Source organism: Streptomyces sp. NPDC102259 (assembly GCF_044766465.1).
Classification (GTDB): domain Bacteria; phylum Actinomycetota; class Actinomycetes; order Streptomycetales; family Streptomycetaceae; genus Streptomyces.
This window is the reverse complement of record NZ_JBIWMA010000008.1, coordinates 276,940-299,864: the sequence shown is the minus strand read 5'-3', so window position 1 is coordinate 299,864 and position 22,925 is coordinate 276,940. Positions and strand designations below refer to the sequence as shown.

Annotated in this window: 26 protein-coding genes; 16 read left to right on the top strand and 10 right to left on the bottom strand. The window is 70.3% G+C overall.

Annotated elements, in window-relative coordinates; genetic code table 11:
- Positions 1–222: 222 nt before the first annotated feature.
- The gene (locus ACIRPU_RS21205) at positions 223–357 is read left to right on the top strand and encodes a hypothetical protein (RefSeq protein ID WP_385566175.1); all 135 of its coding nucleotides are present in this window, start codon (positions 223–225) and stop codon (positions 355–357) included.
- 92 nt (positions 358–449) lie between these two features.
- The gene (locus ACIRPU_RS21200) at positions 450–2,243 is read left to right on the top strand and encodes an ABC transporter ATP-binding protein (RefSeq protein ID WP_403869381.1); all 1,794 of its coding nucleotides are present in this window, start codon (positions 450–452) and stop codon (positions 2,241–2,243) included.
- Between the two features lie 28 nt (positions 2,244–2,271).
- Here ACIRPU_RS21200 and ACIRPU_RS21195 read toward each other — a convergent pair whose 3' ends face one another.
- The 8 genes from ACIRPU_RS21195 to ACIRPU_RS21160 form a co-directional block, all read right to left on the bottom strand.
- A complete protein-coding gene (locus ACIRPU_RS21195; RefSeq protein ID WP_403869378.1) occupies positions 2,272–3,060 on the bottom strand; it encodes a response regulator transcription factor in 789 nt (262 codons plus the stop codon).
- 47 nt (positions 3,061–3,107) lie between these two features.
- The gene (locus ACIRPU_RS21190) at positions 3,108–5,213 is read right to left on the bottom strand and encodes a pectinesterase family protein (RefSeq protein WP_403869375.1); all 2,106 of its coding nucleotides are present in this window, start codon (positions 5,211–5,213) and stop codon (positions 3,108–3,110) included.
- Positions 5,214–5,326: 113 nt separating this feature from the next.
- Positions 5,327–6,790 (bottom strand): ATP-binding protein, encoded by a 1,464-nt coding sequence (locus ACIRPU_RS21185; RefSeq protein ID WP_403869372.1) that lies wholly within the window; start codon positions 6,788–6,790, stop codon positions 5,327–5,329.
- Entirely contained in the window at positions 6,787–7,524 is a 738-nt protein-coding gene (locus tag ACIRPU_RS21180; RefSeq protein WP_403869369.1) for a response regulator transcription factor, read from the bottom strand. The genes ACIRPU_RS21185 and ACIRPU_RS21180 overlap by 4 nt, the downstream gene beginning before the upstream one ends.
- Before the next feature lie 118 nt (positions 7,525–7,642).
- Positions 7,643–7,852 (bottom strand): hypothetical protein, encoded by a 210-nt coding sequence (locus ACIRPU_RS21175; protein ID WP_403869366.1) that lies wholly within the window; start codon positions 7,850–7,852, stop codon positions 7,643–7,645.
- A 29-nt stretch (positions 7,853–7,881) separates the two neighbouring features.
- Positions 7,882–9,096 carry a S1C family serine protease gene (locus tag ACIRPU_RS21170; RefSeq protein WP_403869364.1) on the bottom strand — a complete coding sequence of 405 codons (1,215 nt, stop codon included), beginning with the start codon at positions 9,094–9,096 and terminating at the stop codon, positions 7,882–7,884.
- A 188-nt stretch (positions 9,097–9,284) separates the two neighbouring features.
- The gene (locus ACIRPU_RS21165) at positions 9,285–10,307 is read right to left on the bottom strand and encodes a LacI family DNA-binding transcriptional regulator (protein ID WP_403869361.1); all 1,023 of its coding nucleotides are present in this window, start codon (positions 10,305–10,307) and stop codon (positions 9,285–9,287) included.
- Positions 10,308–10,412: 105 nt separating this feature from the next.
- Positions 10,413–11,201, bottom strand: coding sequence for a winged-helix domain-containing protein (locus ACIRPU_RS21160; protein ID WP_385566193.1), 789 nt, complete (start codon positions 11,199–11,201; stop codon positions 10,413–10,415).
- A 202-nt stretch (positions 11,202–11,403) separates the two neighbouring features.
- Between ACIRPU_RS21160 and ACIRPU_RS21155 the strand changes: the two genes are divergently transcribed.
- The 8 genes from ACIRPU_RS21155 (at position 11,404) to ACIRPU_RS21120 (ending at position 16,898) form a co-directional block, all read left to right on the top strand.
- Positions 11,404–12,243: an alpha/beta hydrolase gene (locus tag ACIRPU_RS21155; protein ID WP_403869358.1), complete on the top strand. Its 840-nt coding sequence runs from the start codon at positions 11,404–11,406 to the stop codon at positions 12,241–12,243.
- A gap of 37 nt (positions 12,244–12,280) precedes the next feature.
- Positions 12,281–12,535: a MoaD/ThiS family protein gene (locus tag ACIRPU_RS21150; protein ID WP_057600879.1), complete on the top strand. Its 255-nt coding sequence runs from the start codon at positions 12,281–12,283 to the stop codon at positions 12,533–12,535.
- Position 12,536: 1 nt separating this feature from the next.
- On the top strand, positions 12,537–14,006 hold the full coding sequence (locus tag ACIRPU_RS21145) for a hypothetical protein (protein WP_403869355.1): 1,470 nt from the start codon (positions 12,537–12,539) through the stop codon (positions 14,004–14,006).
- A 140-nt stretch (positions 14,007–14,146) separates the two neighbouring features.
- A complete protein-coding gene (locus ACIRPU_RS21140) occupies positions 14,147–14,884 on the top strand; it encodes a DUF2993 domain-containing protein (RefSeq protein ID WP_385566201.1) in 738 nt (245 codons plus the stop codon).
- 264 nt (positions 14,885–15,148) lie between these two features.
- Positions 15,149–15,232, top strand: coding sequence for a putative leader peptide (locus tag ACIRPU_RS21135; RefSeq protein WP_351766844.1), 84 nt, complete (start codon positions 15,149–15,151; stop codon positions 15,230–15,232).
- A gap of 138 nt (positions 15,233–15,370) precedes the next feature.
- Positions 15,371–16,210: a sulfurtransferase gene (locus tag ACIRPU_RS21130; protein WP_355706106.1), complete on the top strand. Its 840-nt coding sequence runs from the start codon at positions 15,371–15,373 to the stop codon at positions 16,208–16,210.
- A gap of 39 nt (positions 16,211–16,249) precedes the next feature.
- Positions 16,250–16,537 carry a DUF1416 domain-containing protein gene (locus tag ACIRPU_RS21125; RefSeq protein WP_010351646.1) on the top strand — a complete coding sequence of 96 codons (288 nt, stop codon included), beginning with the start codon at positions 16,250–16,252 and terminating at the stop codon, positions 16,535–16,537.
- Positions 16,538–16,625: 88 nt separating this feature from the next.
- Positions 16,626–16,898 carry a DUF3099 domain-containing protein gene (locus ACIRPU_RS21120; RefSeq protein WP_385566205.1) on the top strand — a complete coding sequence of 91 codons (273 nt, stop codon included), beginning with the start codon at positions 16,626–16,628 and terminating at the stop codon, positions 16,896–16,898.
- Between the two features lie 65 nt (positions 16,899–16,963).
- On the opposite strand, the gene ACIRPU_RS21115 is transcribed toward ACIRPU_RS21120, so the two are convergent.
- Positions 16,964–17,326: a DsrE family protein gene (locus ACIRPU_RS21115; protein ID WP_020130361.1), complete on the bottom strand. Its 363-nt coding sequence runs from the start codon at positions 17,324–17,326 to the stop codon at positions 16,964–16,966.
- Between the two features lie 243 nt (positions 17,327–17,569).
- Between ACIRPU_RS21115 and ACIRPU_RS21110 the strand changes: the two genes are divergently transcribed.
- The 6 genes from ACIRPU_RS21110 to ACIRPU_RS21085 all read left to right on the top strand — a co-directional run bounded on the left by ACIRPU_RS21110 (position 17,570) and on the right by ACIRPU_RS21085 (position 22,378).
- Positions 17,570–18,253, top strand: coding sequence for a hypothetical protein (locus tag ACIRPU_RS21110; RefSeq protein WP_403869350.1), 684 nt, complete (start codon positions 17,570–17,572; stop codon positions 18,251–18,253).
- A complete protein-coding gene (locus tag ACIRPU_RS21105) occupies positions 18,250–19,122 on the top strand; it encodes a hypothetical protein (RefSeq protein ID WP_403869347.1) in 873 nt (290 codons plus the stop codon). Before ACIRPU_RS21110 ends, ACIRPU_RS21105 begins: the two co-directional genes overlap by 4 nt.
- Positions 19,119–20,132, top strand: a complete 1,014-nt coding sequence (locus tag ACIRPU_RS21100; protein WP_403869344.1) for a hypothetical protein — start codon at positions 19,119–19,121, stop codon at positions 20,130–20,132. The genes ACIRPU_RS21105 and ACIRPU_RS21100 overlap by 4 nt, the downstream gene beginning before the upstream one ends.
- Positions 20,133–20,363: 231 nt before the next feature.
- Complete coding sequence (locus ACIRPU_RS21095; RefSeq protein WP_355706100.1) at positions 20,364–20,939, top strand: FABP family protein; 576 nt, start codon at positions 20,364–20,366, stop codon at positions 20,937–20,939.
- A gap of 16 nt (positions 20,940–20,955) precedes the next feature.
- Positions 20,956–21,402, top strand: a complete 447-nt coding sequence (locus ACIRPU_RS21090) for a Fur family transcriptional regulator (protein WP_020130354.1) — start codon at positions 20,956–20,958, stop codon at positions 21,400–21,402.
- 10 nt (positions 21,403–21,412) lie between these two features.
- Positions 21,413–22,378, top strand: a complete 966-nt coding sequence (locus ACIRPU_RS21085) for a YgfZ/GcvT domain-containing protein (RefSeq protein ID WP_403869339.1) — start codon at positions 21,413–21,415, stop codon at positions 22,376–22,378.
- Here ACIRPU_RS21085 and dtd read toward each other — a convergent pair.
- On the bottom strand, positions 22,375–22,800 hold the full coding sequence (gene dtd, locus ACIRPU_RS21080; RefSeq protein ID WP_355706098.1) for a D-aminoacyl-tRNA deacylase: 426 nt from the start codon (positions 22,798–22,800) through the stop codon (positions 22,375–22,377). The two genes, ACIRPU_RS21085 and dtd, sit on opposite strands and share 4 nt — an antisense overlap.
- Between the last annotated feature and the right edge of the window lie 125 nt (positions 22,801–22,925).

Here is a 22,925-nt window from a genome sequence, read left to right as displayed (position 1 = left end):
GCTTCCACAAGATCACCCCCGTCAAGAAGGCCCGCAAGACCGCTGCCGCCCCGGCGCCGAAGCCCGTGGCCAAGAAGAAGGCCGCCAAGAAGGTCGCTCCGAAGCGCCGCCCGGTCTCCCATAAGGGCTGATGCCTCGGTCGGCACTGTTGCAAATCCGCGACAAATAAGCCAGACGTAAAACCAACATATTCGGCACCTGGTAAATGGAGAGGTAATTCCCATGAGCTTCCACAAGATCACCCCCGTCAAGAAGGCCCGCAAGACCGCTGCCGCCCCGGCGCCGAAGCCCGTGGCCAAGAAGAAGGCCGCCAAGAAGGTCGCCCCGAAGCGCCGCCCGGTCGCGCACAAGGGCTGACGGCACGCCACGAGGCGGGGTCACCGGTGATAGCCGGTGACCCCGCCTCGGCCATGCCTTTCGTACGCGCACGGAGTCGAGGAGTTGCTGACATGAGGGAAGCCCGTGAGGCCTTCCGCCGCTTCTGGCCGCTGACCCGCGGTGACCGCGGATGGATGCTGGTGATCGTGGCGTGCGTGGTGGTGTCCGCGCTCGCCGAGACGGCCTCCATCCTGCTCTTCGCCGAACTCACCGACAACGCCCTCGCGGCCGGCTCGCTCTCCGCCTTCTGGGGTCCGGCCGGAGCCTGGCTGGGCGTCGCCGCGCTGGGCGCGTTCGTCGCCTATCTGGGCAACTCGCTCGCGACCTGGACGGCGGAACGGTTCGTCCTGCGGCTGCGCGCGAACGTCTTCGGTCACGTCCAGGACCTCCCACCCCACTTCTTCCAGCGGCACCGCCGGGGCGACCTGGTGGAACGCCTGACCGGAGACGTGGAGGCCATCGAACAGCTGGTCGTCTCGGGTGTGGTCGGCACGATCTCCGCGGCCTTCTCGGCGGTCTTCTACGCGGCGGCTGCCCTGTGGCTCCGCTGGGACCTGGCCCTCGCCACCTTCGTCCTCGCCCCGCTCTTCCTCCTCGCCGCCCGCCGCTTCTCCAGCCGGATCAAGCAGGCCTCACAGGACGAACGCGTCGCCGACGGCGCGATCACCTCGGTGGTGGAGGAGTCGCTGGGCAACGTCGTGCTGACCCAGGCGTACAACCGCCGCCGCGACGAGGAGCGACGCCTCGACAAGGAGGCCCGCGCGTGGATGCGGGCCAGTGTGCGCGGGGCGCGGCTGAGCGAGATGTACGAGCAGTTCGTCGAGGTGGTCGAGACCCTGTGCGTCCTGTCGGTGATCGGCCTGGGCGTCTGGGAGATCTCGGCCGGCCGGATGACCCTGGGCGCCCTGCTCGCCTTCGCCGCGTTCATCGGCTACCTCTACCCGCCGGTCCGCAACCTCGGCCAACTCGGCCTGACGGTCACCGCGGCCACGGCGGGCGCGGAACGCATCGCGGAACTCCTGGACGCGCAACCGTCGGTGAAGGACCCGGACGTCCCCGTCCCCGCCTGGCCGGTCCGGGGCTGGGTCAGCCTGCACGGCGTCTCGTTCCGCTACCCCGACGCGGCCCGCGAGTCGCTGCGGGACGTGACGTTCACCGCGGGCCCCGGCGAACTGGTCCTGGTCACGGGCGCGAGCGGGGCCGGCAAGTCCACCCTCTCCAAACTCCTCACCCGCTTCTACGACCCCGACGCCGGCGTCGTCTGCCTGGACGGAGTCCCACTCACGGACATCCCGCTGGAGTTCGTCCGCGAGAACACGGCGCTGCTCCCCCAGCAGACCCTCGTCCTCAACGGCACGATCCGGGAGAACATCGCCTGCGGCCGCCCGGGCGCCACGGACCGGGAGATCGAGCAGGCGGCCAGGTCGGCCGCCGCCCACGAGTTCGTCGCCGCCCTCCCCGACGGCTACGACACCCACATCGCCCCCGGCACCGCGGCCCTCTCGGGCGGCCAGCTCCAGCGGGTCGCCATCGCCCGCGCGATGCTCCGCGCGGCCCCGGTCCTCGTCCTCGACGAACCCACCGCCGGCCTCGACTCGGTGGCCGCCCGGCAGATCGTGCAACCCCTGCGCCGCCTCATGTCCGGCCGCACCACCCTCATGATCACCCACGATCTGAGCTTCGCCCCCGACGCCGACCGCATCCTGGTCGTGGACGAGGGGCGGCTGCTGGACGCGGGCACGCACGACGAGCTGATGGCCCGCTGCGAGGCCTACACCAGGCTGGTCGAACCGTGGTCCGAGACGGCGCGGCGGACCACGGCGGCCGAGCGCCTCGCGGAGAGCACGCTGGTTCTCCGCCGCTGAGGCGGCACCGCGTCGCCGTAGCGCCGCCTCACCCCGCCCGCAGCATGTACCCGAGGCCCCGCGCCGTCTGGATCAGCCGGGGGTCGCCGTACTGCTCCAGCTTGCGCCGCAGGTACATGACGTACACGTCGAGCGTGTTGGACGTCGGTTCGAAGTCGAAGCCCCAGACGTCCTTGTGGATCTGGGCACGGCTGAGGACCTTCGTCGGATGGCGGAGGAAGTACTCCAGGAGGGAGTACTCGGTGGGGGTGAGGTCGAGCGGGCGGGCGGCGCGGGTGACCGTGCGCGAGGACAGGTCCATGGCGATGTCGTGGAAGGCCAGCCGGGGGGAAGCCGTCCTGGCGGGCGGGGAGGTCCGTCGGCTGCCCCGGCGCAGCAGGGCCCGCACCCGCGCCAGCAGCTCCTCCGCGGCGAACGGCTTCATCAGGTAGTCGTCCGCGCCGTTGTCGAGGGCGACGATACGGTCGCCCACCGCGTCCCGGCCGGTGATCATCAGGATCGGGACGGTGGACCCGGACGCCCGGATCCGCCGGGTCGCGGCCAGACCGTCGAGGCCGGGCATGGTGACGTCCATCAGGACCAGGTCGGGGGCGTTGCCGGGGGCTCCGACGAGGTCGAGCGCGAGGTCGAGGGCGAGCCGTCCGTCTCCGGCGAGGACGGTCTCGTAGCCCTCGAAGCGGAGCAGCCGGCCGAGTCCCTCGCGGATGTCCGCGTTGTCGTCGGCCAGCAGTATCCTCCCCGCCCTGCCCCCGTCCCCAGCCGCTCCTCCGTTCGCCGCCGCCCCCGCCGCCGTCCCCTTCACCGTGCGCATCACCATTCCCTCACGGTGCGGCGGGGGACTGTGGTGGGGCTGGCAGCGGGATGTCAGGAGGCCGTGGGCGTCCAGTCGCCCAGCCAGTCCGCGACCTCCTGGGCGGCGGCCTGGGCGTCGGTCAGGAGAGGACGGTCGGAGCTCGCGGCGCCCGCGCCCGCGCCGGTGTTCTTGTACTCCGCGAACCGGTCGTCCTTCCAGGAGAAGCCGCCCATGTCGGACCAGGGCGTGGTCTTGATCGCGGCGCTGAGGGAGGTGTTGCGGACGGTGGTCTGCGGGTCGAGGGTCGCGTCGCCGCCCGCGTGCCAGTTGCGGCCGAGGAAGAAGCTCCGGTCGGACACGTCACCGTTGACCGTGGAGTTGGCGATCAGGATGCCCTTGCGGTCGGCGGCCGTGCTGGGGGCCGTGACATAGCCGGCCGAGGTGCCGTTCCAGCGCTTCTTCAGGGTGATGACGGACTTGTCGATCACCGCGGTGGCCCGGCCGAAGATGAAGTCGGTGTTGCCGACGACGTAGGAGTTGGTGAGGTAGACGCGGCCCAGCTTGTCCTTGGCCGCGGTGTCCACCAGCAGGGTGTCCTGGTCGCCGCTGATGATGACGCTGTCCAGGAACACCTTGTCGGCGGAGGTGCGCAGGGCGACCGCCTGGGCCGCGATGTCCTGGTGGGCGGCCTCGTCGAAGTCGTTGGAGATGGTCAGGTTACGGGCCTGGAAGTCGTCCGCGTCGACGGCGACGGTCGCGCTGCCGCCGGTGCCGTACGTGCCGGAGCCGTCGGGCTTCGGCGTACCGGACGCGTTGTCGTAGACGATCGTGGTGTCCTTGCGGCTGCCGCCGGTGCCCTGGATGGTGACGTGCGGCTTGTTGGACGGAACCTTGACCAGCTCGCGGTACGTGCCCGGCTTGACGGCGATCACGACGCGCGCCGGGTTGTTCGCCGGTACGGCGTTCACGGCGGCCTGCACGGTCGTGTACTGCCCGCTGCCGTCCTTGGCGACGGTGAGCGTGGTGGCGGCGGCCGCCTTCGTGGTGGCGGTCGTCGTGGTCGCCGTCGTGCCGATGGAACTACGCGGGCCCGCCCCCGACTTGAGGAGCGCGGGGACGTCGGCCGCCTTGTCGAGGGTGTACGCGTAGTACGTCTTCGGGTCCCAGGCCGCGCCCGTGCCGCCGCTCTCGTTCTTGCCGGTCGTGCCGGAGAACACGTTGCCGCGTTGGACGAGGGTGGCGGTGGCGTCCCGGACGACGGGGTTGGTCAGGCCCTGGAAGTAGGAGTTCTCCAGGACCATGTTCGTCGCGCCGCGCGAGTAGTTGCCGTACGAGGACGTGATGTCCGTCCCCGCCACGTCCTCCAGGAAGTTGTTGTACAGGTGGGCGTGGGCGACGTTGTCCGTGGACGGGTTGCGCTGCTCGGTCTCGCGGATCCAGTTGTGGTGGATCGTGATGTCGGCGGTCACGTTGTCGGTCCAGCCGATGCCGAACGCCTTGTTCTCCTGGCTCAGCTTGTTCCAGGAGACCGTCAGATACGTCGTGTCCTTGCGGCTGTCGATGAGCCCGTCGGCCATGTGCCGGATGTCGTTGTGGTCGATCCAGACGTGGTGGGCGCCGTCCATCTGGATGCCGTCGTAGTCGTGTTCCTTGTCGTTCCAGACGCCCTGGTAGGCGTCCCGGATCGTCAGGTTCCGGATGATCACGTTGTGGACGCCCTGGCCGAGGAAGAAGCCGCCGCCGACGATGTGCCCGGCGGTCCCGGACCCCACGATCGTCTTGTCCGACTGGACCTTGATCTCTTTCCCGACCGGGTCCATCGTGATCGTCGCGGCGACGACGATCACGTAAGGCTCGGCGGCCGTCGCGTACTTCTCCAGGTCGGCGAGCGTCTTCACGGTGACGGTCTTGCCGTCCCGGCCGCCGTAAGTGCCGTTCTGCCCGAGGGCGTTGACGGAGGCGAAGCCGTCGGCGGTGGCGGTCGCCCAGGCGGGCGCGGCCGCGGCCGCGGTCGCGGCCGATGCCCTCGCCTGCGCGTCCGCGCCGAAGAGCCCGAGGTCCGTGCCGTAGGCGAGGGTGCCGGCGGCGGTGAGGGCGAGGGGCACGCCGATCGCGAGCGCGGTCCTGCGCCTGCGGTGACGGGGCCTGCTGGTGCCGCTGTTTCGGTGCGCGCTCATACGACCGTCCATTCCGTGCGGGGCGGGGGGAGTTGATGCGCTCCTGGGTCGCCGCCCGGATGGGAAAGGTTGCCGAACTCACGGAAATATGTGGGGAGAGAGCCGTCCGCCTCCTACGAGGCGAGAGCGGGATCCTCCGGCGGAGGGGTCGGCGCCCCCGGCATCCGGACCGTCGCCACCGTGCCGCCGCCGTCCGCGCGGGCCAGAGCGACCTGGCCGCCCGCCTGTTCCACGGTCCGGGCGACGATCGAGAGACCGAGGCCCGAGCCCGGGAGCGCCCGCGCGCTGGGGGAGCGCCAGAAGCGGTCGAAGACGTGCGGGAGCTCCTCGGCGGGGATGCCGGGGCCGTGGTCGCGGACGGTCAGCGTCCCCTGGCTCAGCCGGACGTCGATCGTGCCGCCCTCGGGACTGAACTTCACCGCGTTGTCCAGGATGTTGACCACCGCCCGCTCCAGCGCGGCCGGTTCCGCCCGGGTGTACCAGGGCTCCAGCAGTGCGGTGATGGTCAGCTCGGGGCCGCGCAGCCGGGCTCGGCGCAGCGCCGACTCCACCGCGTCCTCCAGCGAGACCACCTGCACGCGTTCACCGCGCTGGCCCTCGGAACGGGACAGCTCCTGGAGGTCGCCGATGAGTGACGCCAGCTCGGTCATCTGCGCCTTCACCGAGGCGAGGAGCGCCTTGCGGTCCGCCGGGGGGATCGGCCGGCCCGTCTCCTCGCTGCGGGTGAGGAGCTCGATGTTGGTACGGAGGGAGGTGAGGGGGGTGCGCAGCTCGTGCCCGGCATCCGCGATCAGCTGCTGCTGGAGCTCACGGGAGTTGGCCAGGGAGGCGGTCATCGAGTTGAAGGAACGGGAGAGGCGCGCGATCTCGTCGTCGGTCTCGTCCTCGACGGGGATCCGGATGCTCAAGTCCTCCGTCCGGGCCACGTGTTCGACGGCCTCGGTGAGTTTGTCGACCGGCCGCAGCCCCGCACGCGCCACAGCCAGACCGGCGGCGCCGGCGCCCACGACTCCGATACCGGAGACGAGGAGCAGGATGAGGGCGAGGTCGTTGAGGGTGGACTCGGTGCCCTTCAGAGGAACGGCGACCATGACGGCCCCGTACGACTGCTCGCCGGTCGCGGCGTTCTGGAGGGTGATCGGCGTCGTCATCACGCGCACCGAGTCGCCGCTCTCGTCGGTGCCGTTGCGGATGAGGGACTTGCCGCTGCTCGCGTTCTTGATCACGTCCTTGTCGGCCTGGGTGACCTTGATCGAGCCCTCGGACTCGTCGATGACGCAGGGCGTCCCGTCGGTTTTGAGCACCTGCGTGTAGAGGTCGTTGCGGAACGGGTTGTTGTTCGACTGCGAGGTCTGGGTGCAGTTGTCCAGCGCGCTCTGCATCTGGACGGCCTGCCCCGGCCCCTTCATCCGCGACTTCGTCAGATCCTCGTCGACCTGGTCGTACAGCTTCCCCTGGACGATGAACCAGCAGGTCACCGAGACCGCCGCCACCGCGAAAGCCACGGCGGCGGCGACGAGCATCGACAGCCGGGCCCGGATAGGAAGGGTCCGGAACCGCCGCACGACCTTGTTCACTCCGCCCCGCCCTGTCGCAACACGTAGCCGACGCCCCGCACGGTGTGCACGAGACGCGGCTCTCCGCCCGCCTCCGTCTTGCGGCGCAGATACATCACGTACACGTCCAGAGAGTTGGACGACGGCTCGAAGTCGAAGCCCCAGACCGCCTTCAGGATCTGCTCACGGGTGAGCACCTGGCGCGGGTGGGCCATGAACATCTCCAGGAGGGTGAACTCCGTGCGGGTCAGTTCCACGGGGCGTCCGGCGCGGGTGACCTCACGGGTCGCGAGGTCCATGCGCAGGTCGGCGAAGGTGAGTGCCTCGTCCTCCTCCACGGAGCCCGCTCCGGCCGCCGCCGCGTAGGAGCTGCGCCGCAGCAGAGCCCGTACGCGGGCGAACAGTTCGTCCAGTTCGAAGGGCTTGACCAGGTAGTCGTCCGCCCCGGCGTCGAGTCCCGTGACCCGGTCGCCGACCGTGTCGCGGGCCGTCAGCATCAGGATGGGCGTGGTGTCGCCGGCCCCGCGGATGCGGCGCGCGGCGGTGAGGCCGTCCATGCGCGGCATCTGGATGTCCAGCACCACCAGGTCGGGCTGGTAGGCCGTCGCCTTCTCCAGCGCGTCCGCGCCGTCCACGGCGACCTGTGTGTCGTAGCCCTCGAACGCGAGGCTGCGCTGGAGTGCTTCGCGCACCGCCGGCTCGTCGTCGACGATCAGGATGCGCTGGGTGTCACGGTCGCCTTCGGCGGGGCTCATGGGCGTGGATTCCTCGGGTGCGGTGGGACGACGGGAGGCTGGACCTGCTGAACGTGCTGAGTGTCCTCAGCCTCGCACGGTTCCCGGTGTGCGCGTAAAGAGTGGGTTGGGGGTGAGATCAGCCGCGCATGGCCGCGAGCCGGTTCAGTGGCACCTTGCGCTGGTGCGGGCGGCTTGCCGTGGTGCGCAGGCCCATCAGCTGCGGGGCCGCCACCTCCGGCGCGCGGGTCGGCGTGACCGGCGGGTGCAGCTCGTACGCCACGTCGAGGGCCAGGCCGAGGTCGGCCGCACCGAAACCGGTCACCGTGTGCGAAACCTGCTTGATCATGACGTACTCCCTGACTCGGTGGTGGGTTGTCAGCTGTCGGAGCCGCCGGCCCGCAGCGTGGCGAGGTCGGCCTTGACGGTGTTGATCGGGATGGCGAAGCCGAGGCCGACGCTGCCGGCGTCGGCGGAGGAGGAGGAGTCCGTCGCGGCGGAGTACATCGCGGAGTTGATGCCGATGATGTTGCCGCTGGCGTCGATGAGCGCGCCGCCGGAGTTGCCGGGGTTCAGGGAGGCGTCCGTCTGGAGCGCCTTGTACGTCGTCGTGGACGTACCCGTGTCCCCGTTGAACTGCTGGCCGCCGAACTGGAACGGCCAGTTGCCGTCGCCGCCCTGGCCCTGGCCCTGGCTCTGACTCTGGCTCTCGTCGGTCGAGACGGTCACGTCCCGGCTGAGCGCGGAGACGATGCCGCTGGTGACGGTGCCGGTCAGGCCCTCGGGGGAGCCGATCGCGACGACCGTGTCGCCGACTTTGACGCCGTCGGAGTTGCCGAGGGTCGCCGCCTTCAGGCCGGAGGCGTTCTCCAGCTCGATGAGCGCGAGGTCCTTCTTGGAGTCCGTGCCGACGACCTTGGCGGTGTACGACTTCCCGTCGCTCGTCGACACCTTGATCGAGGTGGCGCCGGAGATGACGTGGTTGTTGGTGATGATCTCGCCGCCGCTGGTGATGATCACACCGGAGCCGGTGGACGTCCCGTTGCTGAGCGTGGCGCTGACCTCGACGACGCTCGGGCTGACCGCGGCCGCGATGGTGGCCACGTCACCGGTCTTGCTGGAGGGCACCACGCTGGTGGTGGTGGACGAGGAGACCACCTCGTCCTTGCCGGTCAGCTCCTGGATGCCGTAGGCCGTGCCGCCGCCTATGGCCGCCGCGACGATCGCCACGGCGGCGAGCAGCGCGAACGGGCCGCGGGCGCGCTTCCTCCCGGCGGGCGCGGGCTCGGCGGCCACGGGGGTGAGGAGAGCGGTTCCGCCGCCGTAGCCGCCGTTGTCGGCGCCGCCGGCCGCTGCCTGGGTCTGCCACACCGCGGTGGGCTCGACGGCCGGCTGCTGGTGCGCGGACTGCTGCACCGACTGCTGCTGCACGGGCTGCGCGACCGGCTCGTACGCCGGCGGCGGCGGCCACTCCGGGTTCACCGGGGAGGAGCCCACGGGGGAGGAAGCGTGCTGCTGGGCGCCCTCGTACGGGGCCTGGTACGGGTTCTCGAAGTTCTCGTACTCGCCGCTGCGGCGGATGCTCTCGGTCATGGAAGGAAGCTTCTCGCCCGACCATGAGAGCTCCCTGAGTGCTCCCTGAGAAGCCCGCCAGAACCTCGTATGCCCGATATAAAGAGCGATCCCGAAGTTGAGCGAAGCTTCTCAGAGACGTCTCATACAGGCCCGTGAACGGTTCACGCACAGGCCCGTGAACGGTTCACGCACAGGGCTGTGAACGGCTACTCGCAGCCGCAGGACCGCCGCACCACCAGCTGCGACGGGAACACCTTCAGCCGCTCGCGGCGCGACCCCGCGACCCGCAGACCGTCGTCCAGGACGAGGTCGACCGCCGCTCGGGCCATCGCCGAGCGGTCCGATGCGATCGTTGTCATGGGCGGGTCGGCGAGGGCCGCTTCCTTGATGTCGTCGAAGCCGATGACCGCCAGCTCGCCGGGCACGTCGATGCGCAGCTCGCGCGCCGCGCGCAGCAGACCGATCGCCTGGTCGTCGGTGGAGCAGAAGACGGCCGGCGGCCGGTGCGGGCCGGCCAGCAGCTCCAGCGAGACGCGGTAGGCGTCGTAGCGGTTGTACGGCGCCTCGAAGAGCCGGCCCTCGGTGCTGACGCCGGCCTCGTCCATCGCGCGCCGCCAGCCCTCGACGTGGTCGGAGACCGGGTCGCCGACGGAGGGGGTGTCCGCGGTGCCGCCGACACAGGCCACGTATTCGTAGCCGTGCTCCAGGAGGTGGCGTACGGCGACCTGGGCGCCGCCCAGGTCGTCGGTGACGACGGCGACGTCGTCGATGGCCTCGGGGCGTTCGTGCAGCAGCACCACCCGGGCGTCCCAGGCGTCGATCTCCGCGGCCGCCAGGTCGTTCAGCGCGTGGCTGACGAGGATGAGGCCCGAGACGCGCATCCCGAGGAACGCCCGCAGATAGTGGACCTCGCGCTCGGCGACGTAGTCGGTGTTGCCGACCAGCACCATCTTTCCGCGCTCGGAGGCGGCCTGCTCGACCGCGTGCGCCATCTCGCCGAAGAAGGGCTGACGGGCGTCCGGGATGATCAGGCCTATGAGGTCGGTGCGCCGTGACGCCATCGCCTGGGCCACCCGGTCGGGTCGGTACCCCAGCTCCTTGATGGCGGCGAGGACACGCTCGCGCGTGGCCGGGGCGACCGGCCGGGGTCCGTTGTTGATGACATAGCTGACGACGGCGGTCGAAGTACCCGCCAGTCGCGCCACATCATCCCGAGTCACCTTGGCCACGCGCGGAGTCTACGCGGATGGACCCGCTCTGGGCAGGGCGTACAGGAGCTTCGCTGTGCGCGGGCGACGCCCTTCCCGAGCGGGTGCCGGGCTTACCGGCGGGTACTACGCCTCCGACGAGACCTCTGCGGCGTCCAGGGCGGCCACGTTGTCCGCATCCTCCGCGTTTGCCTGCTCCGTACGGTCCGCCTTGGCCTTCGCTTCGTCACTCGCGCGCTCCCCCTTCTCAGGGGTAACGAATCGATAACCGACGTTCCGGACGGTTCCGATCAGCGACTCGTGCTCGGGGCCGAGCTTGGCCCGCAGTCGTCGTACGTGCACGTCGACGGTGCGGGTGCCGCCGAAGTAGTCGTAGCCCCAGACCTCCTGGAGCAGCTGTGCGCGGGTGAACACCCGGCCCGGGTGCTGGGCCAGGTACTTCAGGAGCTCGAACTCCTTGAAGGTGAGGTCCAGGACCCGCCCCTTCAGCTTCGCGCTGTAGGTCGCCTCGTCGACCGACAGGTCGCCGTTGCGGATCTCCATCGGGGAGTCGTCGTTGACGATCTGCTGGCGGCCCATGGCCAGCCGCAGCCGGGCCTCGACCTCGGCCGGTCCCGCGGTGTCCAGCAGTACGTCGTCGATGCCCCAGTCGGCGGTGACGGCGGCGAGGCCGCCCTCGGTCACGACCAGGATGAGCGGACAGCCGGGTCCGGTGGAGCGCAGCAGCTGGCAGAGGCTGCGGACCTGCGGCAGGTCTCGGCGGCCGTCGATGAGGATGACGTCGGCACCGGGGGTGTCGACGAGCGCGGGGCCTTCGGCCGGGGCCACCCGCACGTTGTGCAGCAGCAGGCCGAGGGCCGGAAGGACCTCCGTCGACGGCTGGAGAGCGTTGGTCAGGAGCAGCAGAGAACTCATACGTCTGGTTCCTCCTCGGTCCCTGCGAGGACATTGCGGCACTGCGGCTTTTGCGGCACTGCTCTGCGATCCCGGGGGGCCGTACACCTGCGGTCACCTGGCGTTTCCCGCCCGGTTCCCATTTCGTATACAACGCTTCCGAAAGCACAAAAGGACCCGGGGGCTACGCTGCCCGAGTCCTCTGTCCAGCAGAATAGCCCACATGAACAGCGGTCCGGCAGGTCATGTGGCACGTTCCACCGTTCGTCCGAATTCTGAGACGCGCACGGACGCACCATTGCGGACGTTTCTGCCCACCGACGACGGGATTGCCGTCGATTCCGTATACGAACCGGGTGCGGCCGTATACGACGCCTCCGCGCCATCCACCCGTCACCCGGTGTTCGTCGTCGCCCACGGGTTCACCGGGGACGTGGACCGCCCGCACGTGCGGCGCGTGGCGTCCGCCCTCGCCCGGCACGGCGCCGTCGTCACCTTCTCCTTCCGGGGGCACGGCCGCTCCGGCGGACACTCGACGGTCGGCGACCGCGAGGTCCTCGACCTGGCCGCCGCGGTGGAGTGGGCCCGTTCGCTCGGGCACACGCGCGTGGTGACCGTCGGCTTCTCGATGGGCGGCTCGGTGGTCCTGCGGCACGCGGCGCTGTACGAGGGGACGGTGGACGCCGTCGTCTCCGTGAGCGCCCCCGCCCGCTGGTACTACCGCGGCACGGCCCCGATGCGCCGGCTGCACTGGATGGTCACCCGCCCCGAGGGCCGCCTGATCGGCCGCTACGGCTTCCGCACCCGTATCCACCGCCGGGACTGGGACCCCGTTCCGCTGTCCCCGGTCGAGGCGGTCCCCAGGATCGCGCCGACCCCGTTGCTGATCGTGCACGGCGACCAGGACGGCTACTTCCCCCTCGATCACCCCCGGATGCTGGCCGAGGCCGCCGCCGGACACGGCGAACTCTGGCTGGAGCACGGCATGGGCCACGCCGAGCACGCGGCCGACGACGGCCTGCTGGCCCGCATCGGGGACTGGGCGGTCGCGCGGGCGGGCTAGCCTGACCGTGTACACAGCCGATCGACAGAGGAACCTGATGCCCAAGGTCACGGTGCGCTACTGGGCGGCGGCCAAGGCCGCGGCCGGGGTCGCCGAGGAGCCGCACGACGCGGCCACGCTCGCCGAGGCGCTCGATGCCGCACGTGCGCGACACCCCGGTGAACTCGTGCGTGTCCTGCGGCGATGCTCGTTCCTCGTCGACGGTGACCCCGTGGGCACCCGCGAACATGAGACGGTACGGCTGGCCGACGGCGGCACGGTCGAGGTGCTCCCGCCGTTCGCAGGAGGGTGAGATGACCGACCAGCCGTACGACCACCAGGGCCACCAGGGCTATGAGGGCTATGAGGGGTACGAGGGCTACGACCCGTACGCCCAGCAACAGCCCCAGCAGCCCCAGCAGGCGTGGCCGGGGCAGCAGCAGGGGTACGAGGACCCGCAGGCCCACCTCCAGCACACGCAGCAGTGGCAGGGCGAGACCTGGGAGACGAGCGTCCAGGCGCCGGTCCCCCCGGCCGACCCGGCCCAGACCGCCTATCTGCCCCCGCAGACGGGCGAGGCCCCGCTGTACGGCAGCCGACAGTCCGCGTACGGCAACGCCCCCGCGTACGGCAACGCCCCCGCGTACGACGACGCCCCCGGGTACGGAAACGCCTCCGCGTACGGCCACGCCTCGTCGTACGGAAACGCCCCGTCGTACGGCGGCGGTCCCGCGGCGGGCGCCCTGCCGCCGGAGAACCACGCCCAGGCGCGGGACCACTCCCAGGCGCAGGATCACTCCCAGGCACAGAACCACGCTCAGCCGATGAACCACGCTCAGGCACAGAACCACGCTCAGCCGCAGAACCACTCCCAGGCGGGGAACTGGCAGTCGGCCCCGGAGCCGCGGCAGGCCTCGCACCTGCCCCCGGCGCCTGCCGCCCCCCTTGCTTCCGCCCCCGTGCCGGAACCCGCGACCGGAGGCACCGGCATGACGTACGGCCCCGCGACCCTGGCCGGCAACGCCCGCGTCACCGACGCCCAGCGGGCCCGCCTGGAGGGGCGTTCACCGATCATCGAGCCGGGGATACAGCCCGCCGCGCTCACCGCGCTCCTCGGTCTGCTCCTGTCCGGCGCGGCGGCCATCGGCTCGTACGCGCTCCTCGTGCCGCTCGTCGCGCTCCAGGCCGTCACGGCGGCGGGCTGGTTCCGGCTCAACGGCATGTGGCCGGCCCGCCAGGGCATCGCGCTCGCCTTCCTGGGCGCACTGGTCTCGGACGTGGCGCTCCTCGCGGCAGGCAGGGAGAACGCGCCCGCCGCGATCTTCGGCACGCTCGGCGTCTGGGTGCTGCTCTGCCTGGTGCTCCAGCTGCGCTCGCACGCCGATCCCGACGAACGTATGTACGGACTGATGGCGACCGTCGCCGCCTCCGCGCTGGCCGTCCTCGCCACCGGGCACCTCGGCGCCGAGCCGGACGCCGTGACGGTCGGCGCGGCCGCGGTCGCGGTGGCCGTGCTGGCCCGGGCGCTGCCGCTGCCGACCCCGGCCTCCGTCGTGGTGTCCCTGCTCGCCGCGGCGGGCGCGGGCATCGCGGTCGGCGGGATGACCGGCCTGGGCGCCAAGGGCGCGCTGCTCGGCGCGGGCGCGGCGGTCTGCGCGCTCGTCGGCCACCGGGCCGCGAGCTACGACTACCCCTCCCGCTTCGTCCACTTCACGGCGGGCGTGGCCCTGCCGCTGGCCGCTGCCGCGCCGGCGGTCTACGTGCTCGGGCGGGCGCTGGCGTAAAGGTGAGCAGGGGTAAGGGGTAAAGAGCGGTGATGGTCTGTCACAGGTGATCGACAAATCGCCGGTGACCGTTCCGCGCGGGGTTACCTTGAACCGTTGTCAATGAACCGTTCAGGTCATCCGGGTGGGGGAACTACCGCATGCGTGCGCTTCGAATACTGCTGGTCGTCGTCGTGGTCCTGGGCGGCCTGTTCGTGCTCGCGGACCGCCTCGCCGTGAACTTCGCGGAGGGCGAGGTCGCCGACAAGCTGAAGGCCAACGAGGGCCTCGCCGCCACCCCGGACGTGTCCATCAAGGGCTTCCCGTTCCTCACCCAGGTCGTCGGCGGCTCGCTGGACGACGTCGAGGTCGGCATCAAGGACTACGAGGCGGCGACCGGCACCAGCGGTCAGTCGATCCGCATCGACGACCTCCAGGCGGACATGAAGGGCGTCGAGTTCTCCGGCGACTACAGCTCCGCCACCGCCTCCAGCGCCACCGGCACCGCGTCCATCACCTACGCCGAGCTGCTGAAGACGGCGAAGTCCGAGCCGACGCAGGTGATGCAGGGCGTCACCGCCAACGTGGTCGGTCTCTCCGACGGCGGCAACGGCAAGATCAAGGTCGCCGTCGAGGCCACCGTGCTCGGCACCAAGCTGCCGCAGCCCGTGTACGTCCTCAGCACGGTCACCGTCGAGGGCGACACCGTCCGCGTGCACGCCGACTCGCTGCCCAGCTTCGGCGGGGTCCAGGCCGCCGAGAGCGAGGTGCGCTCGATCACCGACTTCGAGCAGAAGATCGACGACCTGCCCGGCGGGATCCAGCTCGACAAGGTCCAGGCGGGGACGAACGGTGTGGACATCTCGGTGAAGGGTTCGAACGTCAGGCTGGCCGGGTAGGGCTGCCCCCCGGACCGGCCGACGCCCGGACCGACCCTCGGACCGACCGGCCCCGGACCGACCCGGACGGGCCTCTGGTGGACGGTGAGCGTCCGACAGGCGAGACACCGCCGTCCGCGCCGCAGGGGTGACGGCGGACACAAGCGCCCGGAAGCCGTACGACGACGGCCCGGGCGTTTGTCGTGTCCCATTATCCGGACGATCGCATCTCACCATTCGGCATGCTGGTGACATGCCCGCCTGTCCGTCCCTACGATCGTCGACATGATGCAGCGACAGGCGGATCTCACGAAGCGGCGGGCAGTAGACCTGTGCCGTGTCGCCGCCATGCTCTGTCGCACTTTCTGAGCGGAAGCGCTGCCGGCCTTCCGCGCCTCCCGGCGCCCTCATTCGAGGGCATCCGTGCGCCGGCCGCCGGCGAGTCCCGGCCGCGCACCCCCTCTTTCTTGCACACCCCCGCCGCACCTGCCCCGGAGGAGAACGAGCATGAGCCGCAGTGACGTCCTGGTCGACGCCGACTGGGTCGAGGCCAACCTCGACAACGCCGACATCGCCATCGTCGAGGTCGACGAGGACACGTCCGCGTACGAGAAGAACCACATCCGGAACGCCATCCGGATCGACTGGACCAAGGACCTCCAGGACCCGGTCCGCCGTGACTTCGTCGACCAGGAGGGCTTCGAGAAGCTCCTGTCGGCCAAGGGCATCGCCAACGACACGCTGGTGATCCTCTACGGCGGCAACAACAACTGGTTCGCGTCCTACGCCTACTGGTACTTCAAGCTCTACGGCCACGACAACGTCAAGCTTCTCGACGGTGGCCGCAAGAAGTGGGAGCTGGACGCCCGCGAGCTGGTCGAAGAGGTGCCCGAGCGCCCCGAGACCTCCTACCAGGCCAAGCCGCAGAACAAGTCCATCCGCGCCTTCCGCGACGACGTCCTGGCAGCCATCGGCTCGCAGAACCTGGTCGACGTCCGCTCGCCCGACGAGTTCAGCGGCAAGCTGCTCGCTCCCGCGCACCTGCCGCAGGAGCAGTCGCAGCGTCCGGGCCACGTCCCGTCCGCCCGCAACATCCCGTGGTCGAAGAACGCCAACGACGACGGCACCTTCAAGTCGGACGACGAGCTCAAGGAGCTCTACGTCGACGAGCAGGTCGACCTGGCCAAGGACACCATCGCGTACTGCCGCATCGGCGAGCGCTCGGCCCTGACCTGGTTCGTGCTGCACGAGCTGCTGGGCGTGGAGAACGTCAAGAACTACGACGGCTCCTGGACCGAGTACGGCTCCCTCGTCGGCGTCCCGATCGAGCTCGGCGCCAACAAGTAACCATCCGAAGACCGACCTGAACGACCTCTGGAGAAGCACATGTGTGGAGCGAAGGCCGGCGGCCCGGACGCCTCGACGATCAAGCCCGGTGAGACCACGATCCAGGGTCAGGTGACCCGCGACGGCGAGCCGGTGACGGGCTACGTCCGTCTGCTGGACTCGACCGGCGAGTTCACCGCGGAGGTCCCGACCTCGGCCACCGGACAGTTCCGCTTCTACGCGGCCGAAGGCACCTGGACCGTTCGCGCCCTCGTTCCCGGCGCCACCGCCGACCGCACGGTCGTCGCCCAGCAGGGCGGCCTCGCGGAGGTCGCGATCGCGGTCTGATCCCTCGGACCCCGACGCCGGAAGGGCCGTACCCCGGGTTCACGCCCGGGGCACGGCCCTTCCGGCTGTCCAGGCCTACCCTGGACATATGTACGCCCGCCGTCGGCACGTCTACTTCGCCATGATGGGCAGCTGCATCGTGCTGTTCGTCCTGGCCTGGGGAGTCGTGCGTATCTGGTCGATGCCCGTGGCCGTCGGGATGTGTGTGGTGGCCATGGTGATCCCGCCGCTCGCCGCGATGGTCGCGAACCGGCGCGGCCCCGAGGACCGCTGGTGGGACGACCCCTCCGGCGACCCGAAGTCCGACGAGTGGTGGGACGAGCTGGACGGCAAGAAACGCCGCCCCCAGGACAGGCCCTAGGCGCCCTGGGCACTGTTCCACCTGGGCGCTGTTCTACCTGGGCGCTGTTCTACCCGGGCACTGTTCTAGTAGACGAGCGCCTGGACGCCGTCGGTCAGTGCCTCCTGCACGAAGACCTGCGCTCCCGCGATCCGTACGCCCTCGATCACGTCCTTCTCCGTGATGTCCCGGCGGGCCGCGCACTGGGTGCACAGGGTGAGGCGGCCACCGGCCAGGATCGAGTCGAGCAGGCCGGGCAGCGGGGCCGCGTGCGGCAGCTCGAACTCGGCGGCCCGGCCCGGCAGCGCGAACCAGGCGGACTCCCCGGTCAGCCACAGGGAGACCTCGACCCCACTGGCCACGGCGACGGCCGCGACCGTGAACGCCTGAGAGCACCGCTCGGGCGCGTCGGCCCCTGCCGTCACCTTGATCACAAGCTTCTTCGCCATACCTGAATCGTAATCAACTCAACTACAACTCCCGGAGTTGACCATGGGTCTCCTGTGGAGCGCGATACGGAATACGCGCTTCACGCTTCTGAGGGGGATGTTGTGGAAGGTCCTGAAAGGGCCGAAGAGGTAGTAGGTGAAATCGGGGTTGTCGAGGCCGACGGAGTAACCGAGGCCGCAGGGACCGCTGAGGCAGGAGCGGAGACGCCGCGCACTCGCCGCCGCCGCGGCCGTACGACGCTGATGATCGCCGGAGCCGCCGCGCTCGGCGTCGTCGCCGGCGCTTGCGCCGGTTTCCTCGTCCAGGCCGACCGCGAGCCGACCGCGCTGCCGCCGCTCTCCCAGCCCGTGCTCGGACAGGGCAAGGGCGAGGTCGAGCCGCTGTCGGCCGCGCAGGACCGGCGGGTCAAGACGGACGGCGATCTGCGCAAGCTGCTGATCACGCGGCCCAAGGGAGCCAAGGACAACGAGTTCGCGGTGGACAGCGACGGCTGGGCCGATCTCGCCACGTACGCGGCGCGGTACAAACGGCCGGGCAACACGTTCAACAACCTCGTCGACAACGAGTTCCGCCGCGCGGCCATGACCTCATGGCAGGTGGGCGAGGCGTACAACGTCGAGGTCTCACTCGTGCAGTTCCGCCAGGAGAGCAAGGCCGCCGCGTCCGAGTGGGCCGAGAACGGCGTCTACTGGGCCGAGGAAGAGGACGACACCCGGAGTTGGCCCATCCCCGGCACGGGGGACGGCAACGGGACGGCGTACGTGCACGACTCACCCGAAGAGGAGGCGGGCTACCTCCCGATGTACTCGGCCGAGGCCTATGCCTGGCGCGGTGACATCTGCGTGGAGATCCGGGTCTACGACATCAAGCCGATCTCCAAGGCGAAGATCATGGACCTGGCCCAGCGGCAGGTGGGAAAGCTGTGAGCGACAACCCCGAGACCCCCGAGAACCCCACGGTCGTCGAGACCCCCGAGGTCGTCGAGGGCGGCGGCGCCGAGCCCGCCGTCGTGAAGTCCGCCCGCAAGGGCCTCCGCTCCGGCCGTATCGCCGCCGTGGCGGGATCCGCGCTGCTGGCCTGCGCGCTCGTCGGCGCCGTCGGCTACACCGTAGTGACCGTCCAGGACGCCGACCGCGACTCCGGCAAGCCGACGTGGAAGTTCCCGCCGCCGGTCGCTCAGGACGACGAGAAGACCCAGCAGGACGGTGCGGCGGGGTCCGGGCTGAGCGCCCTGTTGGTGCCCTACGGCACCGACGGCTTCGACCCTGGCCCCGACCTCGGCGAGTTCGGCGCGGACGCCGAGTTCAGCGGGGCCCAGGCCACCGCCCTGCGCAAGGAGTCGATCAAGGACCTGCCCAGCAAGTCGCGCAAGCAGCTGGAGAAGCTGATCGACAAGGAGCGCATCAAGGGCATGGCGATGCGCAGCTACGTCGTCGAGCGGCTGGACTACAACGTCACGGACGCGATCACGTTCGACGTCACGTTGTCGCGGCTGGAGAACCGCACCGCCGTGCGGGAGGCGGCGACGTCCTTCAACGGCTTCCTCGCCGCCACGGACCTCTTCCGCAAGGGCCCGAAGATCGCGGGCAACAAGGACGCCCAGTGCTTCCTGACGCCCAAGGGCAAGGACAAGGACAAGGACGAGGAGCTGGGCTTCGCGCTCTGCACCGCCTACGTGGGGGACGTGCTGGTCAGCGTCAACGCGGACGCCCCCGGTCTGCTCGACGCGAAGTTCGTGGCCAAGTTCTTCACCGCACAACTCGACCGCATCGACGACCCGGGACAGGCCGTATGACCGAGCAACAGCAGACGCCGGCCACCGCCGAACCGCCCGTCGGCACGACCGACACGGCGAGCCCCGGAACAGCCGACGCGACGCGCCCCGGGACAGCGGACCCGACGGCCGCCGTCACGCCGCACCCCGAGCCGGCCGCCGAGCAGGCCGCCGTCAAGCCGGACGCCGCCGAGGGACTCCCGGCCACAGAGACACCCACCGCCCCGCAGGACCCGGCGGCCCCGCAGGCCCCCGCCGCCCCGAAGGATCGGCGGGTTCTGCGGGCCCTGTCGCGGTGGGCCGCCGTCGTCACGGTGTTCGCCGCGCTCGGAGCCGGGACGGCGTACGGGATCGCGAGCGTGGAGCGCACGGACGTACCCGGTCTCGCCACCGAGTCGGACGGCCGCTGGGCGTACCCGGAGATCACCGTGCCGCCCTTGCCCTCCGGCAGCCCGCGACCGTTCGACACCAAGAACTGGGCGCAGTCCCACTACGCGGACCTGCGCGCGCTGCTGCTGCCCGCGCCCGAGGGGGCGACGGACGACAAGACGCTGCGAGGCGCCGACGGCTGGCTGCCGACCAAGGACTTCCTGACGGTGTTCGAGGCGAAGGAGGACCGGGACGACGTCGGCCAGCTGCTCACCGACTACGGGCTGCGGCACATCGCGGCCCGTGGCTGGACCACCCCGGACGGCACCGACACCCGCGTCTACCTGCTCCAGTTCGACACGGGAACGGTGGCCGACAAGCTCTACGGCGAGCTCACCACCTACGGCGCTCCCCTGCACGCCGTACGCGGCGCCACCGAGGCGGAGTTCGACGACGAGTACCCCACCGCCGCCGACTTCGACAGCATGAGCGTCATGCGGTACTCGTACGACGAGGTGAAGCCGTACGGAGCGGAGCACCTGCGGCAGGCCTACCTCCGCGCGGGCGACGTCGTCGCCCTGGTGCTCCAGTCCCGCAAGGGCACGGCCGCCGCCGTCCCCTTCCAGCAGACCGTCACCCTCCAGAGTCAGCTGCTGGGCTGACCCCTGGGAGGGAGTACCTCGCAGGGAGGGCCAGCCCCCGGCCGCGTAAGCTGGGGGCCGGCCCTGTTGTACCTACCCCGAAGCACGCTCATCCGAGGAGCACCCTGTGGAGATCTTCTTCGAAGCCCTGCTGGTCCTGGTCTGCGTCGGCACCCTCGCCTTCGCCGGTCTGACCGTGAAGAAGCTGTACCAGGGCCAGCGCTGACCGACCACGTCCAGGAACTGTCACTCATGATCGAGATTCCGTCCGACCTCCACAAGGACCTCGTCCCCCTCGCTTTCCTGCTGGGCAGCTGGGCGGGCGCGGGCGTGCACGACTTCCCCGGTTCCGAGAAGTGCAACTTCGGGCAGGAGGTCACCTTCGGCCACGACGGCCGGGACTTCCTGGAGTACCACTCCCACACCTGGGTCCTGGACGGCGAGGGCAACAAGATCCGGCCGCTCGAGTCGGAGTCCGGCTTCTGGCGCGTCGACGCCGACCGCAAGGTCGAGGTGACCATGGTCCGCGACGACGGCGTGGTCGAGATCTGGTACGGCGAGCTCGCCGACAAGAAGCCGCAGATCGATCTCGTCACCGACGCGGTGGCCCGCACGGCCGCCTCCGGCCCCTACACCGGCGGCAAGCGTCTGTACGGCTACGTCCACAGCGACCTCATGTGGGTCGGCGAGAAGCAGACCCCCGAGGTCGAGCTGCGCCCCTACATGTCGGCGCACCTGAAGAAGGTCGTCACCCCGGAGGACGTCGAGCGCTGGGCGAAGGCACTCCCCGACGACATGCCGGACGACGGGATCGCCTTCTTCAAGTAGTCCTAGACTCTTCTGTGTGGTGAGCACTGAAAGCACTGACTGGAAGAGCGACCTGCGGCAGCGCGGTTACCGGCTGACGCCGCAGCGACAGCTTGTCCTCGAAGCCGTGGACACCCTGGAGCACGCGACCCCCGACGACATCCTCGTGGAAGTGAGGAAGACGGCGTCGGGGGTCAACATTTCCACCGTGTACCGGACCCTGGAGCTCCTGGAGGAGCTGGAGCTGGTCAGTCACGCGCACCTGGGGCACGGGGCGCCGACGTACCACCTGGCGGACCGGCACCACCACATCCACCTCGTCTGCCGGGACTGCGGCAATGTGATCGAGGCGGACGTACAGGTGGCGGCGGAGTTCCGGGACAAGCTGCGCGAGACCTTCGGCTTCGACACGGACATGAAGCACTTCGCGATCTTCGGGCGGTGCAAGGACTGCACGCTCAAGGGTTCAATTACCAAGTCGTAGGCTGGGGTCCATGAAGAGCCCTCTGCTGTCCCTGCCCGGCGCCGTCCCCGCCGAGGGTGTGGACGAAGGCGTCGCCGGCCACTACGGCGACCTGTTCCGCGAGCAGCGCGCCCTCGCCGACGGCACCGGTTTCGTCGATCTCTCGCACCGCGGGGTCGTCACCGTCTCCGGCGAGGACCGGCTGAGCTGGCTGCACCTTCTCCTCACCCAGCACCTCACCGACCTCCGCGTCGGCGAGGCCACCGAAGCGCTGATCCTCTCCGCGAACGGCCACATCGAGCACGCGCTCTACCTGGTGGACGACGGCCTGACGGTCTGGCTGCACGTCGAACCCGGCACCCAGGAGGCGCTGATCGCGTACCTGGAGTCGATGAAGTTCTTCTACCGGGTCGAGGTCGCCGACCGCACCGCCGACTTCGCGGTCGTGCATCTCCCCGCGGGCTCCATCGCCCCCGTCCCGCCGGGCGCCGTCGTCCGGGAGACCGCGTACGGCCGCGACCTCTTCGTCCCCCGCGCCGATCTGGAGGCGTACGCCGGGCAGGTGGGTCCGCCGGTCGGGATCCTCGCCCACGAGGCGCTCCGCGTCGAGCACCACCGCCCGCGTCTCGGCTTCGAGACCGATCACCGCACCATCCCGCACGAGCTCGGCTGGATCGGCAGCGCCGTGCATCTCCAGAAGGGCTGCTACCGCGGCCAGGAGACGGTGGCCCGGGTGCAGAACCTCGGCAAGCCGCCCCGCCGCCTCGTCTTCCTGCACCTCGACGGCAGCGAGGTCCATCTGCCGGTCGCCGGTACCGAACTCCGCGTCGCCGACGACGCCCCCGACGGGCGCAAGATCGGCTTCATCACCACGTCCGTACGCCACCACGAGCTCGGCCCGGTGGCCCTGGCCCTGATCAAGCGGAACGTGCCGGTGGACGCGCCGCTGCTGGCCGGGACGACGGCGGCCGCCCAGGAAGTGGTCGTGGAACCCTAGATCTCGATCAGCACGGTGAACGGGCCGTCGTTCGTCAGTGACACGCGCATCTGCGCGCCGAACCGGCCCGTCGCCACCGTCGCGCCCAGCTCCCGCAGCCGGGCGACGACCTCGTCGACGAGCGGCTCGGCCGTCTCGCCGGGGGCGGCCGCGTTCCAGGTGGGGCGGCGGCCCTTACGCGCGTCCCCGTACAGCGTGAACTGGCTGATGACCAGCAGCGGGGCGTCGATGTCGCTGCACGATCTCTCGTCGTGCAGCATGCGGACCGACCAGAGTTTGCGGGCGAGCTGAGCCGCCTTCTCCTCGGTGTCACCGTGGGTGACCCCGACCAGGACGCACAGTCCCTCGCCGCTGATCTCCCCGACCGTCTCGCCGTCCACGACGACGCTCGCGCCGTCCACCCTCTGCACCACCGCTCGCATGCGGACCATGATGCCGGGTCCCTCACGTAGACCCGCGAGGGGCCCATTTTTGATCCTTAAGCCCCTATCTGGGGCCGTTCGGGGGGACTCGGTAACTCATCGGTCGGTCGGGGTGGCACGATGCT

Excerpts from the sequence above, each read along its gene's own strand:
- ACIRPU_RS21205 (WP_385566175.1), top strand. The coding sequence starts at position 223 with ATGAGCTTCCACAAGATCACCCCCGTCAAGAAGGCCCGCAAGACCGCT.
- ACIRPU_RS21200 (WP_403869381.1), top strand. The coding sequence starts at position 450 with ATGAGGGAAGCCCGTGAGGCCTTCCGCCGCTTCTGGCCGCTGACCCGC.
- ACIRPU_RS21195 (WP_403869378.1), bottom strand. The coding sequence starts at position 3,060 with ATGGTGATGCGCACGGTGAAGGGGACGGCGGCGGGGGCGGCGGCGAAC.
- ACIRPU_RS21190 (WP_403869375.1), bottom strand. The coding sequence starts at position 5,213 with ATGAGCGCGCACCGAAACAGCGGCACCAGCAGGCCCCGTCACCGCAGG.
- ACIRPU_RS21180 (WP_403869369.1), bottom strand. The coding sequence starts at position 7,524 with ATGAGCCCCGCCGAAGGCGACCGTGACACCCAGCGCATCCTGATCGTC.
- ACIRPU_RS21175 (WP_403869366.1), bottom strand. The coding sequence starts at position 7,852 with ATGATCAAGCAGGTTTCGCACACGGTGACCGGTTTCGGTGCGGCCGAC.
- ACIRPU_RS21170 (WP_403869364.1), bottom strand. The coding sequence starts at position 9,096 with ATGACCGAGAGCATCCGCCGCAGCGGCGAGTACGAGAACTTCGAGAAC.
- ACIRPU_RS21160 (WP_385566193.1), bottom strand. The coding sequence starts at position 11,201 with ATGAGTTCTCTGCTGCTCCTGACCAACGCTCTCCAGCCGTCGACGGAG.
- ACIRPU_RS21155 (WP_403869358.1), top strand. The coding sequence starts at position 11,404 with ATGAACAGCGGTCCGGCAGGTCATGTGGCACGTTCCACCGTTCGTCCG.
- ACIRPU_RS21150 (WP_057600879.1), top strand. The coding sequence starts at position 12,281 with ATGCCCAAGGTCACGGTGCGCTACTGGGCGGCGGCCAAGGCCGCGGCC.
- ACIRPU_RS21145 (WP_403869355.1), top strand. The coding sequence starts at position 12,537 with ATGACCGACCAGCCGTACGACCACCAGGGCCACCAGGGCTATGAGGGC.
- ACIRPU_RS21140 (WP_385566201.1), top strand. The coding sequence starts at position 14,147 with ATGCGTGCGCTTCGAATACTGCTGGTCGTCGTCGTGGTCCTGGGCGGC.
- ACIRPU_RS21135 (WP_351766844.1), top strand. The coding sequence starts at position 15,149 with ATGATGCAGCGACAGGCGGATCTCACGAAGCGGCGGGCAGTAGACCTG.
- ACIRPU_RS21130 (WP_355706106.1), top strand. The coding sequence starts at position 15,371 with ATGAGCCGCAGTGACGTCCTGGTCGACGCCGACTGGGTCGAGGCCAAC.
- ACIRPU_RS21125 (WP_010351646.1), top strand. The coding sequence starts at position 16,250 with ATGTGTGGAGCGAAGGCCGGCGGCCCGGACGCCTCGACGATCAAGCCC.
- ACIRPU_RS21120 (WP_385566205.1), top strand. The coding sequence starts at position 16,626 with ATGTACGCCCGCCGTCGGCACGTCTACTTCGCCATGATGGGCAGCTGC.
- ACIRPU_RS21115 (WP_020130361.1), bottom strand. The coding sequence starts at position 17,326 with ATGGCGAAGAAGCTTGTGATCAAGGTGACGGCAGGGGCCGACGCGCCC.
- ACIRPU_RS21110 (WP_403869350.1), top strand. The coding sequence starts at position 17,570 with ATGATCGCCGGAGCCGCCGCGCTCGGCGTCGTCGCCGGCGCTTGCGCC.
- ACIRPU_RS21100 (WP_403869344.1), top strand. The coding sequence starts at position 19,119 with ATGACCGAGCAACAGCAGACGCCGGCCACCGCCGAACCGCCCGTCGGC.
- ACIRPU_RS21095 (WP_355706100.1), top strand. The coding sequence starts at position 20,364 with ATGATCGAGATTCCGTCCGACCTCCACAAGGACCTCGTCCCCCTCGCT.
- ACIRPU_RS21085 (WP_403869339.1), top strand. The coding sequence starts at position 21,413 with ATGAAGAGCCCTCTGCTGTCCCTGCCCGGCGCCGTCCCCGCCGAGGGT.
- dtd (WP_355706098.1), bottom strand. The coding sequence starts at position 22,800 with ATGCGAGCGGTGGTGCAGAGGGTGGACGGCGCGAGCGTCGTCGTGGAC.